The sequence below is a fragment of the Nonomuraea sp. NPDC049480 genome, assembly GCF_044465905.1.
Taxonomy (GTDB): domain Bacteria; phylum Actinomycetota; class Actinomycetes; order Streptosporangiales; family Streptosporangiaceae; genus Nonomuraea.
On sequence record NZ_JBITMD010000003.1, the window covers coordinates 275,842 to 302,807 of the forward strand.

The 26,966-nt window shown below is 70.8% G+C and carries 22 protein-coding genes; 6 read left to right on the forward strand and 16 right to left on the reverse strand.

Annotation, left to right across the window (positions count from 1 at the left end):
• Nucleotide 1: 1 nt before the first annotated feature.
• The 4 genes from ACIBX3_RS11075 to solA are packed head-to-tail and all read right to left on the reverse strand — an operon-like array spanning nt 2 to nt 4,390.
• Nucleotides 2-1,141, reverse strand: a complete 1,140-nt coding sequence (locus ACIBX3_RS11075) for an ABC transporter ATP-binding protein (RefSeq protein ID WP_397115544.1) — start codon at nt 1,139-1,141, stop codon at nt 2-4.
• Nucleotides 1,134-2,234, reverse strand: a complete 1,101-nt coding sequence (locus tag ACIBX3_RS11080) for an ABC transporter substrate-binding protein (protein WP_397115546.1) — start codon at nt 2,232-2,234, stop codon at nt 1,134-1,136. Before ACIBX3_RS11080 ends, ACIBX3_RS11075 begins: the two co-directional genes overlap by 8 nt.
• A gap of 44 nt (nt 2,235-2,278) precedes the next feature.
• Nucleotides 2,279-3,244, reverse strand: coding sequence for a succinylglutamate desuccinylase/aspartoacylase family protein (locus ACIBX3_RS11085; RefSeq protein WP_397115548.1), 966 nt, complete (start codon nt 3,242-3,244; stop codon nt 2,279-2,281).
• Between the two features lie 12 nt (nt 3,245-3,256).
• Nucleotides 3,257-4,390, reverse strand: a complete 1,134-nt coding sequence (gene solA, locus ACIBX3_RS11090; protein WP_397115550.1) for an N-methyl-L-tryptophan oxidase — start codon at nt 4,388-4,390, stop codon at nt 3,257-3,259.
• Nucleotides 4,391-4,610: 220 nt separating this feature from the next.
• Between solA and ACIBX3_RS11095 the strand changes: the two genes are divergently transcribed.
• Nucleotides 4,611-5,357 carry an IclR family transcriptional regulator gene (locus tag ACIBX3_RS11095; protein WP_397115552.1) on the forward strand — a complete coding sequence of 249 codons (747 nt, stop codon included), beginning with the start codon at nt 4,611-4,613 and terminating at the stop codon, nt 5,355-5,357.
• Here the strand turns inward: ACIBX3_RS11095 and ACIBX3_RS11100 are convergent.
• Genes ACIBX3_RS11100 through ACIBX3_RS11115 form a run of 4 tightly spaced genes read right to left on the reverse strand, consistent with a single transcriptional unit; the run spans nt 5,347 to nt 11,982 of the window.
• Entirely contained in the window at nt 5,347-6,321 is a 975-nt protein-coding gene (locus ACIBX3_RS11100) for a D-2-hydroxyacid dehydrogenase (RefSeq protein WP_397115554.1), read from the reverse strand. The genes ACIBX3_RS11095 and ACIBX3_RS11100 overlap by 11 nt on opposite strands.
• Nucleotides 6,318-7,766, reverse strand: a complete 1,449-nt coding sequence (locus ACIBX3_RS11105) for an NAD-dependent succinate-semialdehyde dehydrogenase (protein WP_397115556.1) — start codon at nt 7,764-7,766, stop codon at nt 6,318-6,320. Before ACIBX3_RS11105 ends, ACIBX3_RS11100 begins: the two co-directional genes overlap by 4 nt.
• Nucleotides 7,766-10,726, reverse strand: a complete 2,961-nt coding sequence (locus ACIBX3_RS11110) for an FAD-binding and (Fe-S)-binding domain-containing protein (RefSeq protein WP_397115558.1) — start codon at nt 10,724-10,726, stop codon at nt 7,766-7,768. Before ACIBX3_RS11110 ends, ACIBX3_RS11105 begins: the two co-directional genes overlap by 1 nt.
• Nucleotides 10,723-11,982 carry an aspartate aminotransferase family protein gene (locus tag ACIBX3_RS11115; RefSeq protein ID WP_397115560.1) on the reverse strand — a complete coding sequence of 420 codons (1,260 nt, stop codon included), beginning with the start codon at nt 11,980-11,982 and terminating at the stop codon, nt 10,723-10,725. The genes ACIBX3_RS11110 and ACIBX3_RS11115 overlap by 4 nt, the downstream gene beginning before the upstream one ends.
• Before the next feature lie 163 nt (nt 11,983-12,145).
• On the opposite strand from ACIBX3_RS11115, the gene ACIBX3_RS11120 reads away from it, so the two are divergent.
• The 3 genes from ACIBX3_RS11120 (at nt 12,146) to ACIBX3_RS11130 (ending at nt 17,241) form a co-directional block, all read left to right on the forward strand.
• Nucleotides 12,146-13,819, forward strand: coding sequence for a PucR family transcriptional regulator (locus ACIBX3_RS11120; RefSeq protein ID WP_397115562.1), 1,674 nt, complete (start codon nt 12,146-12,148; stop codon nt 13,817-13,819).
• An 89-nt stretch (nt 13,820-13,908) separates the two neighbouring features.
• Nucleotides 13,909-15,420, forward strand: coding sequence for an ABC transporter substrate-binding protein (locus tag ACIBX3_RS11125; RefSeq protein ID WP_397115564.1), 1,512 nt, complete (start codon nt 13,909-13,911; stop codon nt 15,418-15,420).
• A 27-nt stretch (nt 15,421-15,447) separates the two neighbouring features.
• Nucleotides 15,448-17,241, forward strand: a complete 1,794-nt coding sequence (locus tag ACIBX3_RS11130) for an ABC transporter permease subunit (protein WP_397115566.1) — start codon at nt 15,448-15,450, stop codon at nt 17,239-17,241.
• Between the two features lie 209 nt (nt 17,242-17,450).
• Here the strand turns inward: ACIBX3_RS11130 and ACIBX3_RS11135 are convergent, their stop codons facing one another.
• From ACIBX3_RS11135 to ACIBX3_RS11155, 5 genes are all read right to left on the reverse strand, one after another.
• Entirely contained in the window at nt 17,451-17,588 is a 138-nt protein-coding gene (locus ACIBX3_RS11135; RefSeq protein ID WP_397115568.1) for a hypothetical protein, read from the reverse strand.
• Between the two features lie 64 nt (nt 17,589-17,652).
• A complete protein-coding gene (locus tag ACIBX3_RS11140) occupies nt 17,653-19,107 on the reverse strand; it encodes a non-reducing end alpha-L-arabinofuranosidase family hydrolase (RefSeq protein WP_397115570.1) in 1,455 nt (484 codons plus the stop codon).
• A 71-nt stretch (nt 19,108-19,178) separates the two neighbouring features.
• A complete protein-coding gene (locus ACIBX3_RS11145) occupies nt 19,179-21,197 on the reverse strand; it encodes an RICIN domain-containing protein (protein WP_397115572.1) in 2,019 nt (672 codons plus the stop codon).
• The gene (locus ACIBX3_RS11150; RefSeq protein ID WP_397115574.1) at nt 21,194-21,343 is read right to left on the reverse strand and encodes a hypothetical protein; all 150 of its coding nucleotides are present in this window, start codon (nt 21,341-21,343) and stop codon (nt 21,194-21,196) included. The genes ACIBX3_RS11145 and ACIBX3_RS11150 overlap by 4 nt, the downstream gene beginning before the upstream one ends.
• 622 nt (nt 21,344-21,965) lie before the next feature.
• On the reverse strand, nt 21,966-23,009 hold the full coding sequence (locus ACIBX3_RS11155) for a LacI family DNA-binding transcriptional regulator (RefSeq protein WP_397115576.1): 1,044 nt from the start codon (nt 23,007-23,009) through the stop codon (nt 21,966-21,968).
• Between the two features lie 302 nt (nt 23,010-23,311).
• Here ACIBX3_RS11155 and ACIBX3_RS11160 point away from each other — a divergent pair, with 302 nt between their 5' ends.
• Nucleotides 23,312-23,866 (forward strand): hypothetical protein, encoded by a 555-nt coding sequence (locus ACIBX3_RS11160; RefSeq protein WP_397115578.1) that lies wholly within the window; start codon nt 23,312-23,314, stop codon nt 23,864-23,866.
• A 2-nt stretch (nt 23,867-23,868) separates the two neighbouring features.
• Nucleotides 23,869-24,183, forward strand: coding sequence for an NIPSNAP family protein (locus ACIBX3_RS11165; RefSeq protein ID WP_397115580.1), 315 nt, complete (start codon nt 23,869-23,871; stop codon nt 24,181-24,183).
• A gap of 120 nt (nt 24,184-24,303) precedes the next feature.
• Here the strand turns inward: ACIBX3_RS11165 and ACIBX3_RS11170 are convergent, their stop codons facing one another.
• From ACIBX3_RS11170 to ACIBX3_RS11180, 3 genes are read right to left on the reverse strand one after another with little or no spacing between them, the layout of a single operon-like run.
• Nucleotides 24,304-25,689: an ATP-binding protein gene (locus tag ACIBX3_RS11170; RefSeq protein WP_397115582.1), complete on the reverse strand. Its 1,386-nt coding sequence runs from the start codon at nt 25,687-25,689 to the stop codon at nt 24,304-24,306.
• Between the two features lie 44 nt (nt 25,690-25,733).
• A complete protein-coding gene (locus ACIBX3_RS11175) occupies nt 25,734-26,417 on the reverse strand; it encodes a response regulator transcription factor (RefSeq protein WP_397115584.1) in 684 nt (227 codons plus the stop codon).
• Nucleotides 26,414-26,938 (reverse strand): GerMN domain-containing protein, encoded by a 525-nt coding sequence (locus tag ACIBX3_RS11180; protein ID WP_397115586.1) that lies wholly within the window; start codon nt 26,936-26,938, stop codon nt 26,414-26,416. Before ACIBX3_RS11180 ends, ACIBX3_RS11175 begins: the two co-directional genes overlap by 4 nt.
• Nucleotides 26,939-26,966 lie beyond the last annotated feature (28 nt).

A 26,966-nucleotide genomic window follows, 5' to 3' on the forward strand; every position in this document is an offset into this window, starting at 1 on the left:
CTCACCCGTCCTGTTCGCTGGCGAAGAGGTTGACGTCGTCGGGATCCGCGCTGATCCCGACCCGCTCGCCGGTGACGGGTCCGCGGCCGGCCGGTACTTCCAGGCGCAACAGCGGGGCGTCACCGCCGTCGACCCGCACACCCGCGCGGACCAGGGTGCCCACGTACGTGGCGCTCTCCACCGTGCCGATGCAGAAGCCGTCGTCGGTGGCACAGGCCCGCAGCCGGCCCGGCTGGACGGCGACCTTGACCGGGGTGCCGGAGGCCAGCTGGTGGCGCCGTGCCTTCAGCAGGCCGCCGGACTCGTCGAGGCGGACCAGGGTGTACTCGTCGGTGTGCTGCTCGATGCGGCCGGGCAGGAAGTTGGCCGCGCCGAGGAAGTCCGCGACGAAGGGGGTCCTGGGCCGCTCGAACAGCTCCCGCGGGGTGTCGAACTGCTCGATCAGGCCGTTGCGCATCACCGCGATGCGATCCGACATGACCAGCGCTTCTTCCTGATCGTGCGTCACATAGATGACGGTCAGACCGAGTTCCTGCTGGATGGTCTTGATCTCCACCTGGAGCTGGTCGCGCAGCTTCTTGTCCAGCGCGCCGAGCGGCTCGTCCATCAGGATGACCGGCGGGCGGTAGACCAGCGCCCGGCACAGAGCGACGCGCTGCTGCTGACCACCGGACAGCTCGCGCGGCTTGCGGCCGCCGAACCCGGACAGGCCCGCGATCTCCAGCGTCTGCCCGACCCGCCTGCGGATCTCGCCCTTGGGCACTCCGCGCAGCGTGAGCGGGAAGGCGACGTTCTCGCTCACGCTCATGTGCGGGAAGAGCAGGTACTGCTGGAAGACGAAACCGAGGTTCCGCTTCTGCGGCGCGAGCCGCGTGACGTCGCGGTCCCCGACGGTGATGGTGCCGGAATCCGGCTCGCAGAAACCGGCGATCATCATCAGGGTCGTGGTCTTGCCCGACCCGGAGGCGCCGAGGAAGGTGACGAACTCCCCGGCCGCGATCTCCATGGACGCCTCGTCGACGGCGACGACGTCCCCGTACGTCTTGCGCAGGGCCACCACCGACAGCGGTTTGCCGGTCGAGGTGGCCGTCTTGGCGCCGGCCACCTCGACGGACGGTCCGGCCACCCCGAACTCAGCCACGAGCCCACCCCAGCCAGCGCTTGCTGATGGCCGCCTCGTTCTTCAGCCACCAGTCGATGTCCGCGTCGAAGCTCTTGTCGTAGTACTGCGGCGCGCCAGCGAGGCCGTTGCGGACCTCCTCGCTGATCTTGTCGTACGCCGCGGGGGAAGACGGGTTCGTCGGGTACGCCATGGCCAGGCGGGCCTGGACGTCGGGGTGCATCGAGTAGTCGAAGAGCTGGTAGGCGGCGTCCAGGCTGGCCGCGCCCTTGGCGATGGCGTAGCCCTGGAACTGGCGGCGGGCGCCGTTGAGCTGGGCCGCGACCGGGACGCCCTGCTTGAGCAGGTCGGCGAGGCGGCCGTGCCAGACGGTGGTCATGGTCACCTCCTGGCGGGTGAGCAGCATGCCGGGGAGGGGGCCGCTGTCCCAGTACTTCTTGACGCCGGACTTGATCCGGTCCAGCGCCTTGAAGGCGCGGTCCACGTCGAGCGGGTACAGCTGGTCCATCGGGACGCCGTCGGCCAGCAGCGCGAACTCCAGCTCGGGCAGGTCGGCGTCCGGGTTGCACATCGAGCGGCCGCCCTGGAAAGCCTTGGCGTCCCAGAAGTCGGCCCAGGACTCCGGCTTACGGCCGTCGAAGGCGTCGGTGCGGTACGCCATGCACTGGGCGTAGAAGCTGTGGGCGACGGCGTACTCGGTGATCTGGTTCTCGGGCAGTTTGGCGATCTTGAGGTTCTTGATCCGGTCGAGGTCCAGCTTCTCCAGGGCATTCTCCTGGACGAACTTGGCGCCGTCCATCATCGTGATGTCGATGAGGTCGACCTGGGGGCGACCCTGATTGATCTGGGCCAGGACCTGGGCGCCGTCGAGGTTGGCGACCTGGACGGTGATGCCGGTCTCCTTGGTGAACGGGTCGTAGATCGCCTTCTTGAGGGCCTCGCCGTAGGCACCTCCACTGTTGCGGACGGCCACCGTTTTGGCGCTCGAGCCGGTGGAGACGCCGGCGCCAGTGGAGCGGCTGGTGCCGGTGCCGCAGGCGGCGAGCGCCGGCAGGGCGGCCAGCGCGGCGGCCCCGCGCAGCAGCGCCCGCCTTCCGATCGGTGAATCTGTCATGGCGGTACCTCCGGGATGGGGGATGGTCGCGGTTCGCGGAGTGGTCAGGCGAGGACGGCGATGGCCGCCAGCTCGGTGCCGGGGACGACGGTGAGGCCGTTCATGCCGTAGAGGATCGTTCCGGTGGCCGTGGCGGTGACCTTGTGTTCGCCGCCGCCGAGGGGGTCGATGATCCGGCCGATGGTCTGCCCTTCGGTGACCTCGTCGCCGGTGGCGGCCTCCGGGTACCACAGGCCGGTGGCGGGCGAGTCCACGAAGCCCGTCCACTCCCACTCGGGTGAGGGCGTGGCCGCCGGTGCGGGCGCGGGGTCGTCGAGTGCGCCGAGGTGGTGCAGCAGCCGGTGCAGGGCATCCAGCAGGGTCCGCACGGTGGCCGGGTCGCGGTCGCCGCGCTGGCCGGTCTCGATGAGGACGGCGGGGATGCCGAGGCGGTTGGCGGCGGCGTGGCTGTTGCCGCCGTCGGCGGAGCGGCCGAACACCACGTACTCGTAGCCGACGGCGTGGGCCATCGCCCGGGTCTTGGCGTCGAGGACGGCGTCGCCGGTGAGACGGTAGCCGACGAAGTCGAGCAGGGTCTGGTCGATGCCGCCGCTGTGCAGGTCGGCGTAGGCGTCGGCGCCGGTGATGAGGTGCTCGAACAGCCAGGCGGCCATCCGCTCGGTCGGCCCGCCGGCGGGGTCGCCGGGGAAGACCCGGTTGATGTTGACGCCGTCGAGCGGCGAGACGTTGAGGCGGCCCCCGTATGCGGCGGGCGGGTTGGAGACGGGGCAGATCGCGATCCGGCCGAGCACGTCGCCTGGCTCGAGCCGGGCCGCGAGCTCAGCCGCGGCGGCGATCCCGGCGAACTCGCCGCCGTGGACCCCGCCGGTGATGACCACGGTGGGGCCGGGACGGGAGCCGTGGATGAGGATCAGCGGGACGTCGGCGGTGGTCGTGCCGAGGTCCACGGTAACGGTGCCGCTGGTCTTGGCGCCGGGTTCGGCGGTCAGGGTGGCGATGGTCCAGGTCATCTCATACCTCATTCAGGCGGCCGTGCGGCCGACGGTTGACAGGAACTCGATGGGTTGCTCGGTCTCGCCGTCCAGGGCCAGGTCGGCGGCGATGTCGCCCATGGCGGGCGACAGCTTGAAGCCGTGGCCCGAGAACCCGGCCAGCAGGATCGCGTTCTCGGCGCCGGGCAGCGGGCCGACGAGGGGCCGGCTGCTCTCGGTGTAGCCCTCCATGAAGACCGACAGCCGCACCGGGTCGGGGAGCAGGCCGGGCAGGTGGCGCCGCAGCAGCTCGGTGAAGACGTCCAGCTCCTCCGGCTGCACCGTGCGGTCGAGGCTGTTGGGGTCGGCCACCGGCCGGTGCAACTGCCGCGACAGGCCCATCTTCACCGTGACTCCGTCGGGCGAGGGCAGGCCGTAGCAGTGGACGGGCGCGGTGCGGATGAACGCCGGCCGCTCCTCGCCGGCCCAGGTGTCGCCGACCGGCACGAACCAGGCGCTGATCACCCGCCGGATGTCGACCTCCCACGGCAGCTCCGGCAGCAGGTCGTTGACCCACGGGCCGACGGTCACCACCGCCGCGTCGAAGCGCTCGCTCCCCGCGTCGGTGCTGATCACCACCCCGTCGCCGGAGGGGGCGATCTCCCGGACGGGCGTGTAGCGGTGGATCTTGGCGCCCAGCTCTTCAGCGCGGCGCGCGGCCGACAGGACGGTCAGCTCCGGGCGCAGGAACCCCGCGTGGCGGTCGAGGACGGCGGCGTCGCCGTCCTCGATGCGGTACTGCGGGAATCGCTTGGCCAGCGCTTCGGCGTCGATCACCTCGTGGTCGAGGTCGTGCTCGGCGATGGAGTGAAGGACGGTGGCCATCTGGTGGTGCTCGGTCGGCCCCATGAGCAGGCAGCCGGTCAGGCGGCGCAGCTCGCGACCGGTCTCCTCCTGGAGCCGCTCCCACAGGGCGTCGGCGTGCTTGAGCAGCGGCACGTACCGGGAGTCCTCGAAGTGGGCGCTGCGGAAGATCCGCGTCTCGCCGCCCGCGGCGCCGCGGTCGTGTCCGGGGGCGAAACGGTCGAAGCCGACGACCTCGGCTCCGCGGGCGGCCAGCCGCCAGGCGGCCTGGCTGCCCATCGTCCCGACACCGACGACCGCGACACGCTTCCTCGCTGCCACAGGGGATTCCTTTCGGGGGAGGGATACCGGCCATTGACCAGCGCTCCGGTGGATGACTTGGATGGGGAACGGCCCGCTCCGTGTGTCGGGCCCCGGCACCGCCGTGCCACATTGTGGAACGGCATGCTACTATTTGGCATTATTAAGACGCGGCAGCTTCCCCGTCAAGAGGGTGTGTACCGGTGGTTACCTGCTATTTACCTGGGGAGATCGTGTGGAGATGAAGAGCGTGACGCGCAGCCTCCGGATCCTGGAGGCCGTCGCGCAGCAGCAGCCGGTGACCGTGGGCGAGCTGGCCAAGCACTTCGGTCTCCCCAAGTCGACAGTGCAACGCACGCTGGTGACGTTGCACGAGGCCGGATGGTTGCGGGCCAGCCGGGGCGACACGACCCGGTGGGAGATCGGCGCGCGGGTGCTGGCGGTCCGCCCGGCCGCCCTTCAGGGCGCCAGCCTGTTCGCCGCCGCGCGCGAGCCCATGGTGCGGCTGCGTGACGTGGTCAACGAGACGATCCACCTGTCGGTGCCGGACGGGCTGCACTGCATGGTCGTGGTGGACCGGGTCGACTGCGACCGGCCAGTGCGCACTTTTCACCAGATCGGCGACACCTCGCCGCTGCATGCCACCGCGGTCGGCCGTGTGGTGCTCGCCCACCTGAGCGCGAACGAAGTGGCCGAGGTCGTCGCCCGCGGGCTGGAGAGCTACGGTGAGGCGAGCGTCACCGACCCCGCCGAGCTGCGCTCCGAGCTGGCGCAGGTCCGGAGAGATGGGTACGCGGTGAACCGCAACCAGTACCGTGCGGACGTCTGCGCCATCGCGGCGCCGATCCTGGAGGCGAACGGCACGCCGCTCGCCGCGGTGGCGGTGTCCATGCCGGACTCGCGCTTCGACGAGGACCGGCTGCCCGAGCTGAGCCGCCTGGTCGCCGACACGGCGGCGGAGATCACCGCCCGCCGGCTCAGCCGGTGACATAACCCCTTCCCTTGTCCACGACGTTGCGCAGCGGCCGGCCGGCGAGGTAACGGCGCAGGTTGTCGAGGAACAGCTCGGCCTGCGCCTCCCGCCAGCCGTGCACGTCACCCGCCATGTGCGGCGAGACGATCACTCCGGGCAGGTCCCAGAGCGGCGAATTGCCCGGTAGCGGCTCCTCCTCGAAGACGTCCAGCGCCGCCCCGGCGAGCCGACCGCGGCGCAGCGCGTCCACGAGAGCGTCCTGCAAGACCAGCCCGCCGCGGCCCACGTTGACGAGCCGGGCGGTGGGTTTCATGGCCCGCAGCGCCCGCTCGTCGATCATCCCGCGTGTCTGCGGGGTGAGGGGCGCGGCCAGCACGACGTAGTCGGCCCCGCCGAGCACGCCGAGCAGCTCGCCGCCGCCGTACACGGTCCCGAAGTCGGGATCGCCGGATCGACCGGTACGGCCCGCGCCGCTGACCCGCATACCGGCGGCCCGCAGCAGGCGGGCGATGGCCCGGCCGATCGGCCCCGTGCCGGCCACCAGGACGGTCCGGCCGCCGATCCGCTCGCTCTCCCGCCATCGCCACTCGCGCCGCCGCTGGTGAGCGAGAGTGCCCGGCAGGTCTTTCGCCATGGCGATGATCAGGCCGAGGACGTACTCGGCGATCGCCTCGTCGTAGATGCCGCGCGAGTTGGTCAAGGTGAGTCCGGGGTCGCGCACCAGCGCGTCGAACAGCACGTGTTCCACGCCGGTGGCGGCCACGTGGACCCAGCGCGGCGCTAGCGCCGGGTCAGCCGGCCAGGCCCGCGCGATGCCGGTGAACCCGGCACCGCCCACGAGCAGCACGTCCGCACCGGGCAAGGCGTCAGCCAGGCCGTCCTGGCCGACGTGACTGACGTCGGCCAGCGCCTCGACGCGTTCAGGGCGCGGCAGCGGCGTGCCGTCATGCAGGGCGACCAGAAGGGGACGGCCGTTCACGCCGGTATGGCGAGGTACTTGTACTCGAGAAACTCCTCGATGCCGACCCGGCCGCCCTCCCTGCCCAGCCCCGACTGTTTGACGCCGCCGAAGGGCGCCGCCGGGTTGGACACCAGTCCGGTGTTGAGGCCCACCATGCCCACCTCCAGCCGCTCGCCCACACGCAACGCGCGGCTCAGATCCCGGGTGAACACGTACGCGACCAGCCCCCACTCGGTGTCGTTGGCGGCCCGGACGACCTCGTCCTCGTCGTCGAAGGTCAGCACGGCCGCCACCGGCCCGAAGATCTCGGTGCCCATCAGCCGGGAGCCGGGATCGACGCCCGTGAGGACCGTGGGCGGGTAGAAGCAGCCGGGACCGTCCGGGGTCTCTCCACCGGCCAGCACTTTCGCGCCGCGTTCGACGGCGTCGGCGACGAGGTCGGCGACCTTTGCCCGGCCGGCCTGGTCGATGAGCGGGCCGACGTCCACGCCGGGCTCGGTGCCCGGCCCCACGACCAGCGACCCCATGCGCTCGGCGAGCCGTGCCGCGAACTCGTCGGCGACGGAGGTGTGCACGAAGAACCGGTTGGCGGCGGTGCACGCTTCGCCCATGTTGCGCATCTTCGCCACCATCGCGCCGTCCACGGCCACGTCCAGGTCGGCGTCGCCGAAGACGATGAACGGCGCGTTGCCGCCCAGCTCCAGGGAGGTGCGCACGACGGTGTCGGCGCACTGGGTCAGCAGCGTGCGCCCCACCTGCGTGGATCCGGTGAAGGACAGCTTGCGGATGCGCCCGCCGCGCAGCATCGGCTCCACCAGCGCGCCGGGGCCGGAGGTGGGGACGACGTTCAGCACGCCGTCGGGCAGTCCCGCCTCCTGCAGGATGGCGGCCAGCGCGAGAGTCGACAGCGGCGTCTGTGGCGCGGGCTTGAGCACCATCGTGCAGCCGGCGGCGATCGCCGGGCCGATCTTGCGGGTGCCCATGGCGAGCGGGAAGTTCCACGGGGTGATCAGCAGGCAGGGCCCGACCGGCCGGCGCATGAGCAGCATGCGGTTGCGGCCGTCGGGCAGGGTGCCGTACGCGCCCTCGATCCGCACCGCCTCCTCGGAGAACCAGCGGAAGAACTCCGCCGCATACGCCACCTCGCCCCGCGCCTCCGCGAGCGGCTTGCCCATCTCAGACGTCATGAGCAGGGCCAGCTCGTCGGTGCGGGAGATGATGATGTCGTACGCCCGGCGCAGGATCTCGCTGCGGGCACGCGGCGCGGTACGCGCCCACTCCTCCTGTGCGGCGACCGCCGCCTCCTCGGCGCGCCGCCCGTCCTCGGGGCCGGCGTCGGCCACGTGACAGAGGATCTGGCCGGTGGCGGGGTCTTCGACGGGCATGGTGGCGCCGGACGCGGCGTCGGCCCACTGGCCGGCGATGAACAGCCGCTTCGGCACCCGTTCGATGGGTGTGGACATTATGAGCCTGCCTTTCGTTCAGCTGTTGTGTCTGTCTGCGTCTCAGGCCCCGGGTCGAGCAGCTCCGCCAGGTGCAGGGCGGCGATGCCCCGGTCCGCTCCGAGGTGCTCGACCTGGGTGGCGCAGCCGAATCCGTCGGCCACCACCACCCCGTCGCGCATTTCGTCCAGCTTGGGGCGCAGGGCCAGGTCGGCGACGGCCATGGAGGTGTCGTAGTGCTGGGCCTCGAAGCCGAAGTTGCCCGCCAGGCCGCAGCAGCCCTCCGCCTCGGCGACCTCCCGCACGCCGAGGCGGCGCAGCAGGTCACGCGGCCGGTGCCCGGGGAACTGGGCGTATTCGTGGCAGTGGGTCTGCAGCACGACCCGGCCGGGCAGCGGGGGCGGCTCCCATCCGGGCGAGGCGAGTTCGTCCAGGGCAGCGGTGAGCGTGTGGACCCGGCGCGCCACCCGCTCGGCGGCCTCGGTGCCGAGCAACCTGGGGAGGTCGTGGGCGAGTGCAGCCGCGCAGCTCGGCTCGGGCACCACGATCGGAAGCCCCGCGTGCGGACCGCCGTCGAGCCGCGCGACCGTACGCGCCATGATGCGGCGCGCCACGGCCAGCTGGCCGGTGCTGATCCAGGTCAGCCCGCAGCACAGTCCTGCTTGTGGCGTGGCCGGCACGCCGGCGGCGGCGAGAACCCGGGAGATGGCCGCCGCCACGCCTGGCCGGAACGCCGCAGTGAAACTGTCGATGAACAACACCGCCTCGGGCTCCCGCACGCCTGGGGGAGTAGCGGCGAGGGCGGCGCGCAGGGACTTCCTGGGGGCGAACGCGGGCAGCCGTCGCTGCGGCGCGATGCCGCCCAGCCGGGCCAGCAGCCGCCCGGCCGGGCCGCGTAGCAGCGCGTTGACCGGTCCGGCCGCCAGGGTGGCCACACGCGCGGCCGCGGGCAGCCAGCCCAGGGAGTAGTGAGCACGGGGCCGCGGCCGGCCGCGGTAGTGCCGGTGCAGGAACTCCGCCTTGTAAGTGGCCATGTCAACGCCCGTGGGGCAGTCGGTCGAGCAGGCCTTGCACGACAGGCACAGGTCGAGCGCGTCACGCACCTCCCGCGAACGCCAGCCGTCCGTGACGGTCTCGCCACGCAGCATCTCCTGCAGCACGCGCGCCCTGCCACGCGTTGAGTCGCGCTCGTCCCGGGTGGCGCGGTAGCTGGGGCACATGACGCCGCCCGCACTGGAACGGCAGCGGCCGACGCCCACGCAGCGGCGCACCGCCCCGGCGAAACCGTCGCTGTCCTGCGGGAAGAGCGTCAGGGTCGGCCACGCCCGCGCGCCGGGCGGCGTGTCGAGCGCCAGGTCGGCGTCCAGCGGCGCCGGGGCGACGATCACGCCGGGGTTGAGCAGCCCCACCGGATCGAAGACCTGCTTGACGGCCGCGAACAGCTCCAGCATGCGCCGCCCGTACATCACTTCCAGCAGCTCGCCGCGGGCGCGGCCGTCGCCGTGCTCTCCCGACAGAGTGCCGCCGTGCCCGGTGACCAGCCTCGCCGCCTCGCGCAGGAATCGCCGCGCCGCCGCCCTGCCGCCGTCCGTGGACCAGTCGAAGTCGATGCGCACGTGGACGCAGCCGGCTCCGAAGTGCCCGTACAGCACGCCGCCCAGCCTGTGCGCCGCCAGCAGGGCGCGGAAGTCTCGCAGGTAGGCGGCGAGGTTCGCCGGCTCGACGGCCGCGTCCTCCCAGCCCGGCCACGACTCGCCACCGTCCACCAGGCGGGCGGCCAGACCGGCGCCGTCCTCGCGAACCCGCCACAGGGACCTGCGTTCGGCATCGCTCTCCACCACCCGACCGGCCACCAGCCGCCCGCGCGAACGCAGTACGCCGAGCAGGTCGCGGGCCCGCGCCGCGACCGCCGCCGTCACATCGGGCGCACCGCCGTCACCGACGTCGTCGTCTAGTTCGACGTACAGCCAGGCACGCCCGTCCGGCAGGCCGGTGACCGAGCCCGGGCCGCGACGGGCCCGCATGGTGCCGACGATGGCCTCGTCCATGCCTTCGACAGCGGTGGGCGACCAGTTCAGGATCTCCGGCACGTCCTCGGCGGCGGCGACCACGTCGTCGTAGCCGAGCACGAGCAGGGCGGTGGCCGAAGGCTGCGGCACCAGGCGCACGGTGGCCCCCGCGACCAGCACGCAGGTGCCCTCGGTGCCGACGAGAGCGCGGGGGACGTCGAAACCGCGTTCGGGCAGCAGGTGCTGGAGCTGGTAGCCGGAGACCTGCCGCGGGATGCGGCCGAGCTCGGTGCGGATCGGCGCGAGATTCTCCTCGACGAGCCGCCGCAGGTCCTTCTCCAGTTGGGCGATCCGCTCGTCGTCGGCAGGGTCGGCGGCACGCAGCCCGCCGCGCTCGGCGTACGCCAGGACGCCGTCGGCCGTCACGATCTCCAGGGACTCCACGTGCGCGCTCGTGCGTCCGTGCCGGACCGACCGGTTGCCGCACGCGTCGTTGCCGATCATGCCGCCGAGGGTGCAGCGGCTGTGCGAGGACGGGTCGGGGCCGAACGTCAGCCCTTCGCGTGCGGCCAGCGCGCGCAGGTCGTCCAGGACGACACCGGCCTCCACGCGGGCGGTGCGCGTGCGGGGGTCGAGGTCCAGGACGCGGCGCATGTGGCGGGAGAAGTCCAGTACGACGCCCGGTCCGACGGCGTTGCCGGCCATGCTGGTACCGCCGCCGCGTGCGGTGACGGGGATTCCGAGTTCGTGGCAGGCCCGGACGACGGCGCGCACGTCGCCGGCCGACCGGGGGAAGGAGACGGCCAGCGGCGGCACCCGATAGTTGGAGGCGTCGTAGGCGTACTGCGCGCGCCGGCCCACGTCCGTCTCCACGTCCAGCCCGGGAGCGGTCCGCCCGAGCACATCCAGCAGCTCTCGGGCGGATGCGGGCCGGTGGGACACGCGCGAGGCGTCGCCGGGCCTGCCGGTCATCTGCCGGACACTCCGGCCCGCACCGCCGAGCTCCAGGCGCGGAGGCCCTCGTCCACTCCCGTCTCGTCGATGACCAGCGCCGGGATCATGCGCACGACGTTGTTCCAGGCGCCGCACAGGAGCAGCAAGAGTCCTTCCTCGATGGCCGCCTGCTGGACGCGGGCGGCGATCTCGGGAGCGGGCCGGCCGTCCTCGGTGACGAATTCGCCGGCCAGCATCAGGCCCAGCCCGCGCACGTCGCCGATGCAGGAGTGCTCGGCGGCCACCTCCTCCAGCCCGGCGCGCAGTCGCTTGCCCATGGCCTCGGCGTTCTCCACGAGGCGTTCCTCGCGGACCGTGCGCAGGGTGGCGACGGCGGCCGCGCAGGCGACGGCGTTGGCGCCGTACGTGCCGCCCTGCGACCCCGGCCAGGCACCGCTCATGAGCTCTTCGGAGGCGGCGATGCCGGACAGCGGGAAGCCGCTGGCCAGGCCCTTGGCTGTGACCAGGATGTCCGGGGCGACGCCGAAGTGCTCGTGCCCCCAGAACCGCCCGGTGCGACCCACACCCGTCTGCACCTCGTCCATGACGAGCAGGAACCCGTGCCGGTCCGCCCGTTCCCGCAGCCCTTCCATGAAGGCGCGCGTCGCCGGCACGTATCCACCCTCGCCGAGCACCGGCTCCACGACGACCGCCGCCGTGTCGGCAGGCGAGGAGATCGTCTGCAACACGTAGTCGAGCTCCTGGAGGGCGAAGCGGGTCGCCGTGTCCTCGTCCCAGCCATACCGGTAGGCGGCTGGGAACGGCGTGACCACCACGCCCGGCATCAGCGGCGCGAACCCGGAACGGAAACGGGTGCCCGACGTCGTCATGGACGCCGCCGCCACGGTCCGGCCGTGGAAGCCGCCATGACAGACCACGATGTTGGGCCGGCCGGTCGCCTGGCGGGCCAGGCGCAGCGCTGCCTCCACCGCCTCGCTGCCGGAGTTGGTGAAGAACAGACTGTCCAGCCCGGCCGGGAGCACTTCGCCCAGTTCGGCGACCAGCTGCTGGAGCGGCTGGTGCATGACGGTCGTGTATTGACCGTGGATGAGCGTGGCGACCTGTTCCTGGGCCGCGGCGACGACCCGGGGGTGGCAGTGGCCGGTGCTGGTGACCCCGATGCCCGCGGTGAAATCCAGATAGCGGCGGCCGTCCTCGCCGTACAGGTGGACGCCCTCACCGCGGACCGCCACCACGGGAGTCGCCTGGCGGAGGTGCGGCGACAAATTGGTCATACTCGTCTCCCAGCCTGCTGGTCGTCGGTCGCGTTGGCATCCGAGCATCGCCGAGCCGCAATGGCCGGGCAACGGATGACATGTCCGCCCCGCGACCCCGCTCTGGACGAAGTGTCAACCTGGCGTTCCAGCAGGCCACCCGGGTCACGTACCGTGAGGAGCCATGACAGGAGCACCGGATCAGGTCCCATCGCCGGCCGCGGCGCCGGTGCGCGGCCGCGTGCTCACCGTCGCCGATGTGCTTGCCCTACCCGTCATGGCGGCCGGCCGGCCCCAGGTGGTCGCGGGCGAGTCACAGCTCGGGCGCTCGGTCCGCTGGGTGCACATCACAGAGCTGACCGACCCGGCGTCGTTCCTCAAAGGCGGCGAGCTGGTCCTGACCACGGGCATGCCGCTGCCCCGCGAACCCGCGCTGGTGCGCCGCTACGTCGACGAGCTGGCCACGGTCGGCGCCGCCGGTCTCGTTCTGGAGCTTGTCCGGCGCTACCACCGCCCGCCCGAGGAGCTGGTGCGCGCATGCAGGGCACATGATCTGCCGCTGGTGCTGTTGTCCAGGGACGTCAACTTCCTGGAGGTCACCCAGGTCGTCCACGAGCTGGTGCTCGGCAACCAGGTGGAGACGCTGCGCCGGACACAGGAGATCCACGAGACGTTCACCGGCCTGACCTTGCGGGGTGCCGGGGCCGCAGAGGTGATGCGGGCCGCGGCCGAGATGAGCGGCCGGGCAGTCGTGCTGGAGAACCAGGTGCACCAGGCGCTGATCTGCGAGCCGTCGGCCCGCACCGTGGAGGAAGTCCTCACGGATTGGGAGCGGCGCTCCCGCACGACGCCGCCGGCCGACTCCGCGGCGGTGAGCGGCCCCGAAGGATGGCTGGTGTGCCCGGTGGAATACCGGGGGGAGCGCTGCGGGCGCGTGGTCATGCTGCCCGACCGGACTGCCGAGCATGCGCGCGGGCCAGCGGGCAGAGCGTTCGGTCAGGAGGACACGACGGTGCTGGAACGGGCGGCGATGTCCCTGGCGATCTCCCGCATCGTCCATCCGGTGGCCTGGGAGCGCGGAGCGCACCGCGGGGCCCTGCTGGACCTGGCCGAGCAGCGCTACCGGACCGCCGGCGAGGCGGCGGTCCGCGCGGCGGCGCTCGGCCTGCCCACCCGCGACTGCCGCTACGTCGCGGTCCTCGTGGACCTGCCCGGCGACGAGTCCGCCGTCAGCATCGCGGAACTCGAGGAAAGCCTGGTGAAGGACGTTACGGCGGCCGGCGTCCCCGCGCTCGTGGGTGAGGTGGGTGCCGGACGGATCGGTGTGCTGGTCGGGCTGCGGCACACCAAGCAGTGGAGGCCCGCGGTCGAGCTGATCGGCCGCGCCGCCATGGAACTGGTCCCGCAAGCGGTTGTGAGCGTCGGCTCGGAAGTGGCCGGCCTCTCCCAGGCCGCGCGGTCCTTCCGGGACGCCTCTCACGTCGCGGAGTCGGCCCTGCCCGGTACGTCTTCCGGCAAGCCGTACCACGAGCTGTCGGACATCGGGCTGCGGCAGCTGCTGTACGCGCTGCGCTCGGACGTGCGCCTCCAGGGCTATGTGGAGCGGCAGGTGGGCCCGCTCATCGACTACGACCACAGGCACAACACCGACCTCGTGTCCACGTTGCGGCACTACCTGGACGCCGCAGGCAGCAAGACGGTCGCCGCCCATGCGGCGGATCTGTCGCGGCAGACCCTCTACCAGCGGCTGCACACCATCCAACGGCTGCTCGGCTGTGATTTGGAGTCCGGGCAGCGGCGCACCGAGCTGCACGTGGCCCTGACGGCCCTCGACGTCCTTCGCCTCGGCTCCCGCTGACCGCCAGGCGGTTGATTGAAAACGAAACAGTTAAGTTAGGCTAGCCTTATTCGGACTTAGCCAACACCAGGCACCACAGGACTACTTATATGCGCAAAATCCCCCTCCGTCTCGCCGCGGCGCTGCTCCTTACCCCGCTACTCACCGGCTGCTTCTCGGATGGCTCCGCAGGCAGAGGCGGCGCCCCATCCGAGCAGCGCATCAGAGTCGCCCTGGCCGTGCCGCCGGCCCAGGGCCTCTCCCCGTACAGCAACGACGCCACGGTACTGGGCAAGCTCTCCGTCGTCGAGGGCCTGACCAGGCTCGACGCTGACGGCACCGCGAACCCCGCACTCGCCGCTTCCTGGAAACAGGCCAACGACACCACCTGGACCTTCGAACTACGCGACGCCCAATTTCAGGACGGGACGAAGGTCACCGCCGAGGTCGTCGCGAACGCTCTCGCGCACGCTTCCGACGCCGAGCCGGCACCGCGCGTGCTGAGCGACATCGAGCTGACCGCCAAGGCGCAGGACGCCGACACCGTCGTCCTCACCACCGGCACCGTCGACCCCGTCCTGCCGCTGCGCCTGGCCTCTCCCGCCCTGGGCATCCTCTCTCCGAAGGCGTATGGATCCAACGGCGCCGTCAGCCCGATCGGTACCGGCACCGGACCCTTCAAGATCACCAAGCTCAGTGGCAAGACCCAAGTCACCCTTGACCGCTTCGACGGCTACTGGGGCGGCAAGGCCAAGGCCGCCGGCATCGACGTTTCGTGGATCGCCGACGGCACCGCTCGCGCCAACGCCCTGCGCGGCGGATCCGTCGACATCGCCGAGTGGATCCCCACGTCCCAGGCCAAGCTCCTGGCACCCGGAACCCTCCACGAGGTCCCGTCCACCCGAACCGACAGCCTGGTGCTCAACACCGGCAGCGGTGTCTTCCGGGACGCCGCGATGCGCGCCGCCGCCCGCGAGGCCGTCGAGCCCACCGCGCTCGTGTACAGCGTCTTCGGCGGCTACGCCGACGCCGCCCAGGGACTGTTCGGCCCCGCCATCTCCTGGACCCGGGACAAGCACGTCGCCGTCGAGCACATCGTGAAGGCCGCCACCGCCGAGCAGGTCAAGCAGCAGACCGGCGGCAAAGCCATCACACTGGCCACCTACACCAACCGTACCGAGCTGCCCGAGGTCGCCAGCGTGCTCCAGCAACAACTGGAGAAGGCCGGATTCACCGTGAAACAGGACGTCCGCGAATACACCCAAATGGAGGCCGACCTCCTCGCCGGCAAGTACGACGCGCTGGTCTTCTCCCGGGTGACGCTCCTCGACACCGGCGACCCGGTCGCCTACCTGGCCAGCGACTACACCAGCAAAGGCTCCTACAACATCGCCCGGCTCGCCGAACCCGCCGTCGACCGGGCCATTTCAGCCGCCGCCGAGTCCGGCGCCGGCACGCGCCAGGACAAGGTGATGGCCGCCGAAGCCGCCGTCCTCTCCACCGACGCCGTCGTGCCGCTCATCCACGAAAAGGTCCTGCAGGGCATCTCCACCGATGTCGAAGGTGCCATCCTTGATCCGCGCGAGCGCTCCTTGGTAGGCCTCGGCACCCGGTTGAAGTAGCCGAAGCGGTCACGAGAGCGCCCCCACATGAGCGCCACCACAGCCGGCTCGCGGCTCCGATCATCGGCCCCCGGCCGGTCCCACGGCTTCGGCGGTCGTTGGACCGGGCTGTTCGGCGCTCTGTTCGCCGGGGCCGGGTTGCTAACCGTCATCGCCCTGCTGCCCTGGATCTCCGGTACGGACGTGGCCCTCACCGTCCTGCGTGCCCGTTCCGGCGAGCAGGACCCATCCCCCGAGGCGCTGGCCGCCGTACGCGAACAACTCGGTCTGGACGCCGGTCCGGTGGCGGCCATCCGCCACTGGCTGGGAGCTCTGGTACGTGGCGACGCGGGAACCTCCTGGGTCTCCGGCGAGCGGGTGGCGCCCGCCCTGGGCACCGCGCTCGGCGTCTCACTCACCCTCACCTCGGCCGCACTCATGGTCACCCTCGCCGTCGCCGCGACGGTCTGCGCCCGGACGCTGTGGTTGGGCGCCCATCGCCGGCTCACCCGCAACCGGGCCGGAATCGGCGCGGCGGTGGTGGCGGCGCTGCCCAAGTTCCTGCTCGCAGCCGTGCTCTCCACCGTTCTCGGCGTGCACCTGGGCTGGTTCCCGCCGTACGGCTGGGAGGGCCCCTCGTCGATGGTGCTGCCCGCGCTCGCCCTCGGTGTGCCCTCCGGCGCGATGATCGGCGGACTGCTCGACCAGGCGTTGCCCGCCGCGTTCCGTGAGCCCTGGACCCGTGCGGCAACCGCCAACGGAATGCCGCCTGGCTGGATCATGCGCGCCGTGCTGCGCCGCGCGGTGCCCGGCGTACTCCCGCAACTGCTGCCCACCGTGGTCAGCCTGGCCGGGGGAGCGGTCGCCGTCGAGAAGATCTACGCCATTCCCGGCCTCGGCATGCTCACTCTCGATGCCGCCATCGCGCAGGACCTGCCCGTCCTGCAGAGCGGAAGCCTCGCGCTGATCCTGCTCGGCACCGGCGCGGGACTGCTCGTACGTTTGGCACGACGCGCCATGCTCGGCCCCGCTCTACGCGAGAAGGCGCTGCCATCGCCGGCCCTGCCCGGCCTGGACGCTGGACGCGCGCTGCCGGTCGTGGCCGTCGGGTGCGCCCTGCTGCTCGCCACCGTCGTCGGGCTCGGGCTGTTGCGTGACCCCATCCAGGTGGACACCGCCGGGCGGCTGCTGGCGCCCTCGTACGAGCATCCGCTCGGCACCGACGCGCTGGGCCGCGATCTGCTCGCCCGGCTGGGACACGGCGCACTGCGCACCACGGCGCTGGCCTTCGCCGTCACCGCCGTCAGCCTTGTCCTCGGTGTGCTCGCCGGACTGGCGCGCCAGGTCACGGCCGGGCTGACCGACATCGTGTCCACCTTGCCGGTGATATTGGCGGGTCTGCTGGTCACCGCCGTCACCGGACCGTCGGCGCTCGGCGCGGCGCTGGCCGTCTGCCTCGTCGGATGGAGCCCGTACGCCGCCCAGACCGCCGCGCTGCTGGAGCAGGAACGCGCCGCGACGCACATAGCCGCCTCCGTCGCCCTGGGGGCGAGCCGCCGCCACCTGATCCGGCGTCATCTGTTGCCCGCCCTGGTCCCGCCGCTGCTGCGCAACGCCCTGCTGCGGCTGCCGACCGTCGTCCTCGTCCTCGCCTCCCTCGGTTTCCTCGGGCTCGGCGAGCAGCCGCCCGCACCTGAATGGGGGCGGTTGCTGTCGGAGAACCAGTCATACGCGGAGCTCGCGCCGTGGACGGTTCTCGGCCCGGCCGTCGCACTCTCCCTTCTGGCAGTGCTCGCCGTCGCGGCGACCGCACTGCTGAGTCGCGCCGGCCGACGAGCGTGACCTCCTTCCTCCGGAACGTTCGCGGATCGCCGCCCACGACGACTCCGTCTACTGACCGACATCCCGCCGGACAGGTATGAGCCGTACCCGAACTCGTCCACGAGGAGGCCCGACCGGCTTCTCGGTCACCTTTCCGGAGGTGCCCGGTGGGTCCTGGACACGGCAGGCACTCCCCAGTGGCCGCGTCCAGGACCCGGTTCAGGGAATGATCAGCAGGGGGAGTCGATCTGCGTCAGCAGGCCCATGCGCCAGGGCAGGCCCGGCCCCGGCCGGGCGGGCTCGGCTTTGCACCGAGCCCGCCCGGCCGGCTCCACCTGGACCTGATCGCATGCCGCGATGGCGCTCACCCGATGGGGCATACGCCTTTACCGGGAACGTCAGGAACATCTGAGCCGGACCCGTGTCATGCCATCAGCGCTGCAGTGTCAGCAGGCCCGGACGGTAGGGCAGGAGGCCGTAGTCGCCGCCGGAGTTGGGGTTGCGTCCCTGGTAGAGCAACTGCAGGTTGCAGGGATCAACGGTCATGGTCTGATCGGCGCTGGTGCGGATCAGTTCGCCGTGGCTGATGTCGTTGGTCCAGGTGGCGCCGCTGTTGGCCTTGCCGGCGAAGGGGTTGCCCTCAGTGGCGGCCTGGGGTGTCCACGAACCGTTCAGACTGGTGGCGGTGAACGAGCGGAAGTAGCGGCCCTGCGAGCCGATCGCCTCGACGATCATGAGGTAGCGGTTCTGGCCCTGGAGCTTGTAGACCTGAACGGCTTCGAACAGGTTGTTCGTCGTGTCGCTCATGATCACCGTCGATGTGCTGCCGAAACTGCCCGGGAAGTTGCCGATGGGCATGCTCGCCCGGTAGATCTTGCCGTTGTCGCCGGCGAAGAACAGGTACATGTTCGTGCTGTCACCGATGAGCGCCTGGTCGATGGGCCCTGTGTTGGAGCCGGAGATGCTTCCGGAGAAGAGCACCTGCTGCGATGACCAGCCATTGGGATTGGTGGGGTCGCTGGAGGTCCGGTAGGAGAAGGCGGTCCCGCCCCACTGGTAGGCGAGCACCCAGATGTTCTTCGGGGCGAAGTAGAAGAGCGTGGGCGCGACGGTGGAGGACGACATCGTGTTCTGGCTGGCCGAGGCCATGTCGGACCAGTTGCTGAAGAGGCTGAAGTTCATCGAGCCCCACCTCGTCCCGAAGTCGTGCGTGGTGGCGTAGACGAGGTGCCTGCCGTTGTAGGGGGCGACGGTGAAGTCCTTGAGCGAGACCCATCCCGACTTCGGCTGCGCCAGCGGGCCGGTCGATGTCCAGCGGTACGTCGACGGAAGATCGTTGCATTCACCGGGGTTGCCGCCGTCGACCTTGACGAGCTGCCACTGCTGGTTGTTGCCGCCCCAGTCGTCATACTGGACGATGTTCCCGCCGTCGGCGGTGGAGGCGCCCTGGACCTCCAGGGCCTTGTTGCTGTGGCGCGAGATGAACCTCACATGGCCGTCCGAGCTGTCGGCCAGCCGCCACTGCTGGTTGGTGCCGTTGCCGTCGGCCCATTGCACGATCGCGCCGCCGTTGGCGGTGGAGAAGTTGTAGACGTCGAGCACCTTGCCGGAGTGGCGGGACTTGATGCGGTAGTAGCCGCCGCCGGAGTCGACGAACTGCCACTGCTGCTGGTTGCCGTTGTTACGGGTCCACTGGGTGATGCGGGCGCCGTCGCTGGTCGCCAGGTTGTAGACGTCCAGGGCCTTGCCGCTGTTGCGGTTGACCAGGACGTACCAGGCGTTGGTGTCGACGGTGGCCGCGTTGGCCACCTGAACCTGAAGGGCGACGAACAGGCTCGCCAGTAAGGTGGCCACCGTCGCGAGAACGGAGAGGGATCTGACTTTCATGATGCGCTCCGATTTATCCGGCTTGCACGAGTTGCCATCTGGTTGGTGCCTTCCTGTGTCGACGTGTTGCGTCAGGGCGTGGTGAGGTCGAAGCGGCTCACGGTCACCGCTCCGCCGAGGGACTGGGTGGCGTAGTTGAAGATCCCGAAGCGGTAGCCCATGAAGAACTGCCAGGCGTTGTTCAAGGTGAAGGCCGGGCCGAGGCTGATGAAGTTCGTCCCATCGGTGCTGTAGGAGAAGCGGGCCTGCCTGCCGGATCCCGGCCGGATGTCGGCGTTGACCCGCAGCCAGATCCGGCCGCCGGAGATGTTCGCGCCCGCCTGTTCGGTGCCGGTTCCGGTGGTCTGCCACGAGCCGTTCATGGTCAGCCCGTTGGTCATCACGACCCGGTTGACGCCGTTGTCGCGTTTGACGCCGATCCAGGCCGACTGGTCACGCAGCATGGCCAGCCCGGCGCGGTCGCCGTTGGCCATCTGCGAGTGGTCGAGCTCGATCGTCGCCGTCGAGGACGGGCCCTGGATGCGGTGGGTCAGGGTGTTGCGGGCGTTGTAGAGGTCGCCTGTGACCGTGGCGGTCTGCAGGCGCAGGCCGTTGCCGGTGGAATAGCGGCTGGTGTCGGGGTTGTGGTTCCACTCCCACCGGTGGCCGAGACTGCCCGAGGTGAAGGTGTCCGGGCCGATCATCGAGGCCACCGTGCGGTCGGTCTGGATATTCGGCCGCGGATAGTTCACGCCCCAGCCGCCGTTGACCGTCTGCACGGTCGGCCAGTCGCTGGTCCAGGTGATCGGTGCGAGTGCCGGGACCCGGCCGCCGGGATAGGCGTCGACGAACGACATGTAGTACCAGTCGCCGGCCTGGGTCTGCACGAGCCCGCCCTGATGCGGGACGCCGCCGCCGGAGATCGGGCCGGGCATGTTCAGCAGGACCTGGCGCATCTCATACGGGCCCCACGGGGAGGTGGACCGGAGCACGTACTGGCCGTTGGCCGGGCGGGTCAGCCAGATGTAGTAGTAGCCGCCCCGCTTGTAGAAGCGGGCGCCCTCCAGCGTGCCGACGCTCGAAGGAGTTTGGAACACCTGCTGGGCGCGGACCTGGCTGAGCCCGTCGGCCGAGAGCTGGGCGACGCTGATGGTGCCGTTGCCGTAGGCGACGTACATGGTGTCGTTGTCGTCGATCAGCAGGCCGGCGTCGTAGTAGCAGTTGTTGATCTGCGAGCGCTTGGTCCACGTGCCGTCGACGGCGGAGGCGGTGTAGACGTAGGTCCGGTTGAACTCGACACAGCCGATCCAGTAATAGGTGCTGTTGCTCGCCCGGTAGTTCAGGGTCGAGGCCCAGATGCCCTTCACGTACGCACGGCCGCCGTTGAGGTCGTAGGCGCCCGAGTTGAAGTCGAGCCTGGGGACCGAATGGCCGGCGTACTCCCAGTCGACCAGATTGTAGGAGCGCAGGATCGGCGCGCCCGGCGAGTAGTGCATCGTCGAGGCCGAGTAGTAGTAGGCGTCGCCGACCCGGATGATGTCGCCGTCGGCGAAGTCCTGCCAGACGACCGGGTTCGTGTAGGTGCCGCCCGGATCCGGGTTGCCGGCCGGGACGAGTTGCCACTGCTGGTTGGTTCCGCCCCAGTCGTCGTACTGGACGATGTTGGCGTTGTCGGCGCTGGAGGCACCCTGGACCTCCAGCGCTTTGTTGCTGTTGCGGTTGATCAGCCGTACGTGGCCGCCGGCGGAGTCGGCCAGGCGCCATTGCTGGTTGGTGCCGTTGTGGTCGGTCCACTGGACGATGTTCGCGCCGTTGGCGGTGGAGAAGTTGTAGACGTCCAGGACCTTGCCGCTGTGGCGGGACTTCAGCCGGTAGTAGCCGCCGCCGGAGTCGGCGAACTGCCATTGCTGCTGGTTGCCGTTGTTGCGGGTCCACTGGGTGATCCGGCCGCCGTCGGCGGTCGACAGGTTGTGGACGTCCAGGGCTTTGCCGCTGTTGCGGTTGACCAGGACGTACCACGCGTTGGTGTCGACCGTCGCGGCCGACGCCTGGGGTGTGAGGAACACGGCCACGACAAGCAGAGACGAGACGACCGCGAGCACGCGCCTCACAGGAACCTCCACAGGTTGTCGTTCGAGCCGTTGTCGTCGGCGAGCACGACCTGCGCGCCTGGAGTCGCCGAGCGAGGAGCGGCTGCCCATGAGGTTCGGCGCGGGCAAACGCTCTCGTTCGCGGTCGCCGGGATGAGGGGGGACATCCAAGGCTCCTTGACTGGATCGAGGTGGCGTCCATGAAGTTGTTAGCGCTAACACTTGGCCCTGCAGAACGGCGGGGCCTACTCCGGTGAGTACGTTGTCGCGGAGTTCGAGCTGCCGTCAATGCGCGGCAACCCTTGTCGATCCGGGCGTTGCCACGGAACGTCGCCCCGCCTGGGCATTCCCCCGGAGGGAGATCGCCGCGCACTGCCCGCGCAGGTGAAAGTTTCACAGAAGTTGCCAGTTGGCGGCCGAAAAATTCGAGTCGCAGCGAGTTAACTTACGGTCGCCGCATCGTGGCCATGCCGGTATCGGGGGATTGCAGGCGCAGGGGCGTCCAGCTATGCAGGTCGAGCGGGCATGTGAGTACTCATGGAGGACGCCCGCCGATTCGGTCTCGTGGGCGTATGTTCAGGGCGGGGATTCGCTCTGGATCCGGATCCGGGACGGTACGCGGCGGAGACGGCTTGGTTCAGGGCTTGAAGGCCTCGGTGTGGGAACCCTGGACAAAACGGTCAAGACTATGTCTGGAAAGTTTCGATACCCTTCGCTCCTCAAGATGGCTGTGAGCTTCGCGTTCAATGGCAGGCGATGCCGAAACCGCCGACCGGCAGTGGCACCTGCTCACCCGGGCGGGAGGGCGTGAGGGCGGGGCGGGGGAGCAGCGGTGCTCTCGCGGACGACGAGCTCGGTGGCCAGCTCGACCCGGCGCTGCGGCAGCGGCTCGCCGTGCGCCAGCTTCAGCAACATCGAGGCGGCCGCGGCGGCCATCTTGGTGAGGGGCTGGCGAATGGTGGTCAGCGGCGGGATCGCCCACCGCATCGACGGCAGGTCGTCGAAGCCGACCACACTCAGATCGTCCGGGATGCGCAACCCGAGCCGACGGGCCGCGTGATAGACGCCGATGGCCTGCCCGTCGTTCGTGGCGAAGATCGCGGTCGGCGGGTCCGGCAGGCGCAGCAGCCGGTGTGCCTGGGCCAGACCGCCTTCGATGAGGAAGTCGCCCCGGCCGATGAGCTGCGGATCGACGGGTATGCCGGCCATGTCGAGGGCGGTGCGGTAGCCGTCGAGGCGGGCCCGGCTGGCCAGCGCGTAGTCGGGCCCGGTGATGATGGCGATGCGCCGGTGCCCCAGCTCCAGCAGATGGCGGGTGGCCGCGAGCCCGCCGCTCCAGTTGCCCGCGCCCACCGACGGGATCCCCTTCGCGGAATCGTCGGTCGGATCCAGCAGCACGAGCGGGATCTCACGGCGAGCGAGCTGCTCACGCTGGGCCTCCGTCAGGCTGGAGAACACCGCGATCACCCCGATGCCGGTCAGGCGTCGTCGCAGCACACCTTCCAGCCAGCCACGCTCGGAGGCCTGGTCAGGCTGTAACTCCGAAACTCCCACCGGGAGCTGGTATTCGCGCACCACCTCCTCGACACCCTTGATGATTTCTATGGGGTAGTCGCCCTCCAGCGCGTGGAAGAGCAACTCCACCAGGGCGGTCGGGGCTGGACGCCGGCGCTGGCGACGGTAGCCGTGCTGGCGGATGAGCTTTTCCACGGCGGCACGGGTTTCCGGCGAGACCTCGGAGCGGCCGTTGACCACCTTGGAAACCGTCGCGGTGGAGACCCCTGCCAGCTCGGCGAGCTGCGCGATGGTGAGGGGGGACGGCTCCGCGGTCATGGCCGCAGTCTAGCCACGGATTCTGAGTGATCCACTGAGTCGGCGAGAGCCAGGACAGTCCCTTGTCAGACGGTGAAGCGTACGGGGCGCGCTGCGGCCGTGGGGCCGGCGTTTCCAGGGCGGAGGCGAGGTGGATGAGCACGGCCTCGTCCCAGGGGCCGACCCCTATCGCCCGGCCGCCTCGGCTCGGGGTGCGCCCGACAGTCGCGCGCTGGCCTCCTCACGCGCCAGCCGGACGTCTTCGGTGTCGCCGGCACTCGGTGGCCGGCCGGCGAGGATCGCCACCCCGTCGGCGCCGCCTGGTGGCGACCGCACGCGATGTGTTCCTCCACGCCGTCGTGCGAGCGCCGGTGGTGCGCGACTGGGTCCTGCAGATGCGGTTCAAGCCGATGCCGCAGTACACCGACGGCGTCGTGGTCCCCGACGGGCACGGTCGGCGGTCGCCGGTCGGGCGCGTGTTCATCCAGCCTCTGGTCGAGAACGCCGAGGGTGACGTCCTGCGCTTGGACGACGTGCTCGGCCCCTGGTTCGCGGTGGTGGGCTTCGGGGCCGACCCGGCCGAGCACCTCTCCGGCGCCCAACGCGACTACCTCACCGCACTCGGCGCCACCTTCGTCAAGGTCGTCGACTCGCGCGCCGGCCGGGCGCGGCGCGCGACCGTCCACCGGGAGACGCAGGTCGTCGAGGACCTCGAGGGGCACCTGCGCGAGTGGTTCACCCGGCACTCCACACGCTTCGTCCTCACCCGCCCTGACCGGTACGTCGCGGCGCACGCCGACGAGGCCGCGCTCGGCCCGGCCGTCGACCGGCTCCACAGGCTGCTCGGCCCGGCCAACACTGATACGGAGCAGGAGTAACCATGATCGTCGAAGAGCGCAACTACGGCCTCCGGCCAGGTGGGGTCACCGAGTACCTGCGCCTCTGGCGGGAGTACGGGCGGCAACCGCAGATCCATCATCCCGGCGAGCCGATCGGGGTTTACCAGACCGAGACCGGTACCCTGAACATCCTGGTGTACCTGTGGGGATTCCCCTCCTGGGAGGATCGTGCCCGGCGGCGAGCCGCGCTGATGGCCGATCAGCAGTTCGCCGCGTTCCGCAGTCAGGTACGCGATCTCGTGCGCAGTCAGCAGAACCGGATCCTCACCCCGGCATCGGTGATGGAGGGCGACTGACGGCAACTCCGCACCGGGGCCGATCGTGGACTCGGCGGTGGAGTTCGGGCCGGCCCTGGCTTCGTTCTTCCCCGGGGGCGGCCTGCCCGTTTACTCGGTGCCGCGCGTAACGGGCGTTCCTCAGGGTGGATTCCGCGGCAGGGTAAGGGTCAGGATGGTTCCGCCTCGGGGGGCGTTGGCCGCGGTGAGAGTGCCGCCGTGCAGGCGCGCGTTCTCGGTGGCGATGGCCAGGCCCAGGCCGCTGCCGTCGGTACGGGTACGGGCGGCGTCACCTTTGGTGAAGCGGTCGAAGACGTGGGGCAGCAGGCCGGCGGGGATGCCGGGCCCGTCGTCGGAGACGGTGACGGCGATCTGATCGGTATCGGCCCGGACCTGGACGAGCACCGATACCGCCGTGCCGCCGTGCCGCAGCGCGTTGCCGACGAGGTTGGCCAGGATGACGTCGACGCGGCGCGGGTCGAGCCGGGCGCGCAGCCCGGGGGGAACATCGGTGCGGACCCGGTCGGGCCAGTGCCGCAGCGCCAGCGTCTTGCCGATGAGCTCGCCCACGTCGACTTCGTCAAGGTTCAGTACGGCGACGCCGGCGTCGAAGCGGGACACCTCGATCAGGTCCTCCACCAGGCGGCTGAGCTTGCGTGTCTCGTCGGAGACGAGTTGCAGCGCCTCGGCGGTGAGTGGCGCGAGGCGGCCGGAGGCGGCGTCGGCGTCGAGGACTTCGGTCACGGCGGACATGGCCGCCAGCGGGGTGCGCAACTCGTGGGAGACGTCGGCGGCGAACCGGCGTGCCCGCGCTTCCATGTCGCGCAGCGCGGCCGCGTCGGACTGGAGCGTGGCCGCCATGGTGTTGAAGGTACGGCCGAGGTCGGCGAGTTCGTCGTTGCCGGTGACCCGTACGCGGGTGTCGAGACTGCCGCCCGCCATCCGCTCGGCGGCTGTCCGCAGTCGCCGTACCGGTCGCAGCAATCTGCGCGCGGCCAGCAGCGCGGGGACGATGGAGACCAGGGCGACGGGCAGGGCTCCGGCGCGGGCGGCGGCCGCCAGGGTGTCCACATCCTGCTGCTGGGAAGCCAGGGAGAAGGAGGCGTAGACGACGAGGGGCGGAGGGGCGTGTGGGCGGGCGGCGGCGGTGACCGGAAGGGCCACGGCCAGCCAGGGCGCCTGGCCGCGATGGAAGCGCTGGGCCAGTGCGGTGGTCGCGGTGGCCGCTTGTGTGCGCAACTGCGCGGGCAGGGGCGGCTGCGCTCCGGCGGCGATGAGCGGGCCGCCGCGATAGGACAGGGCGGTGCGCCAGCCGCGGATGCCTGCCGCGCGGTCCAACTGCAGCGCCAGCGTACGCAGGTCCGTCTCGGTGGGGTCGGCGGGCAGGTCAGGAGTCCGGGAGGCGAGGTGGGCGCGCAGGTCCTGCAGGGCGTCGGCCTGGGCGCGCTCCACGATCGCGGTGCGGCCCTGACGGAAGATGATGGCGGCGGCGATCAGCGCGCTGAGCACGGAGACCAGCAGGAACACCAGGACCAGCTGAGCTCGCAGGCCGCGAGCGAGGGACGGGTGAATCACAGCGGCCCGAAGCGGTAGCCGAAGCCGCGCACGGTTTGGATGTAGCGGGGGTTGCGGGAGTCGTCCTCGATTTTGGCCCGCAGCCTCATCACGCACGCGTCGACCAGCCGGTAGTCGCCGTGGAAGGTGTGCTCCCAGACCTGCTCCAGGAGTTGCTGGCGGCTGAAGGTCTGTTCGGGCGCGGCCGACAGGAACAGCAGCAGCTTCAGCTCCGTCGGGGCCAGCGCAATTTGCGTGCCGTGCTTGAGCGCGCGCAGGGCGACCCGGTCGATGAGCAGGTCGCCGTGGGTGGTGCGGGTCTGGTCGGAGGAGGCGGGCGGGGTGGTACGGCGCAGCACCGCGCGCATGCGTGCCTCGATGACCTCGGTGCTGGCAGGCTTGATCACGTAGTCGTCGGCGCCGGCCTCCAGACCGACCACGATGTCCACGTCATCGTCGCGCGCGGACAGGATCACGATGGGCACCTGGCTGAAGGCGCGGATGCGGCGGCAGGTCTCCAGGCCGCTCATGCCGGGCAGCATCAGGTCGAGCAGCACGACCTCGGGGGCGCTCGCGACGAGTTCGGCCAGCCCCTCTTCACCGGTCGCGACCAGCACGGTTTCGTGGCCCCTGTGGCGCAGGCCGACGCTCACACCCCGGCGTACGGCCGGATCGTCTTCTATCACGAGCACGCGGGTCATGAGGAGGCTCCTTGGCCGGCTGGTACGGCCGATCCGTTCTCGTCGCATCTGACCGGCCAAGGCCGGTCCATGGCGGGCTCGACCACCTCGACGACGGGGTCGTCGCCGGCGTCCGCGGCGGCGGCCGTGCACACGAGCTGGCTCACCGCCACCGGCCGCAGGTTGCGTACCTGCCAGGGCAGACGCAGTTCCACCCGGCCTCGGGTCGTCGTGGCCCGGACCGGCTGGGTCGACGAGGGAAGGTGTGTGACCAGCCCTCGGGCCCGCTCCTCCGCCGTGGGGCCGGCGAGCAACGCGTTCATGGCCCGTTGCAGCCGGTTTCCGGCCGGGGCCGGCCGCGAGACCGGCCAGGTGCCCTCTTGCGTGACGAAGTACACCCGCAGTAGCTGGTCGCTGTTCTCGGTCAGGCCGCCCTGGACCGGCTGACCGGCGGGCAGCGCATCGGTGTCGGTGATCCCGCAGCCCGCCACCGCCACCGCCGCGGCCAGGACGGTCGCCACGCGGCACAGCACCCCCGGCATGTGTCGTTCCTCCTCTTCGACGCGATGT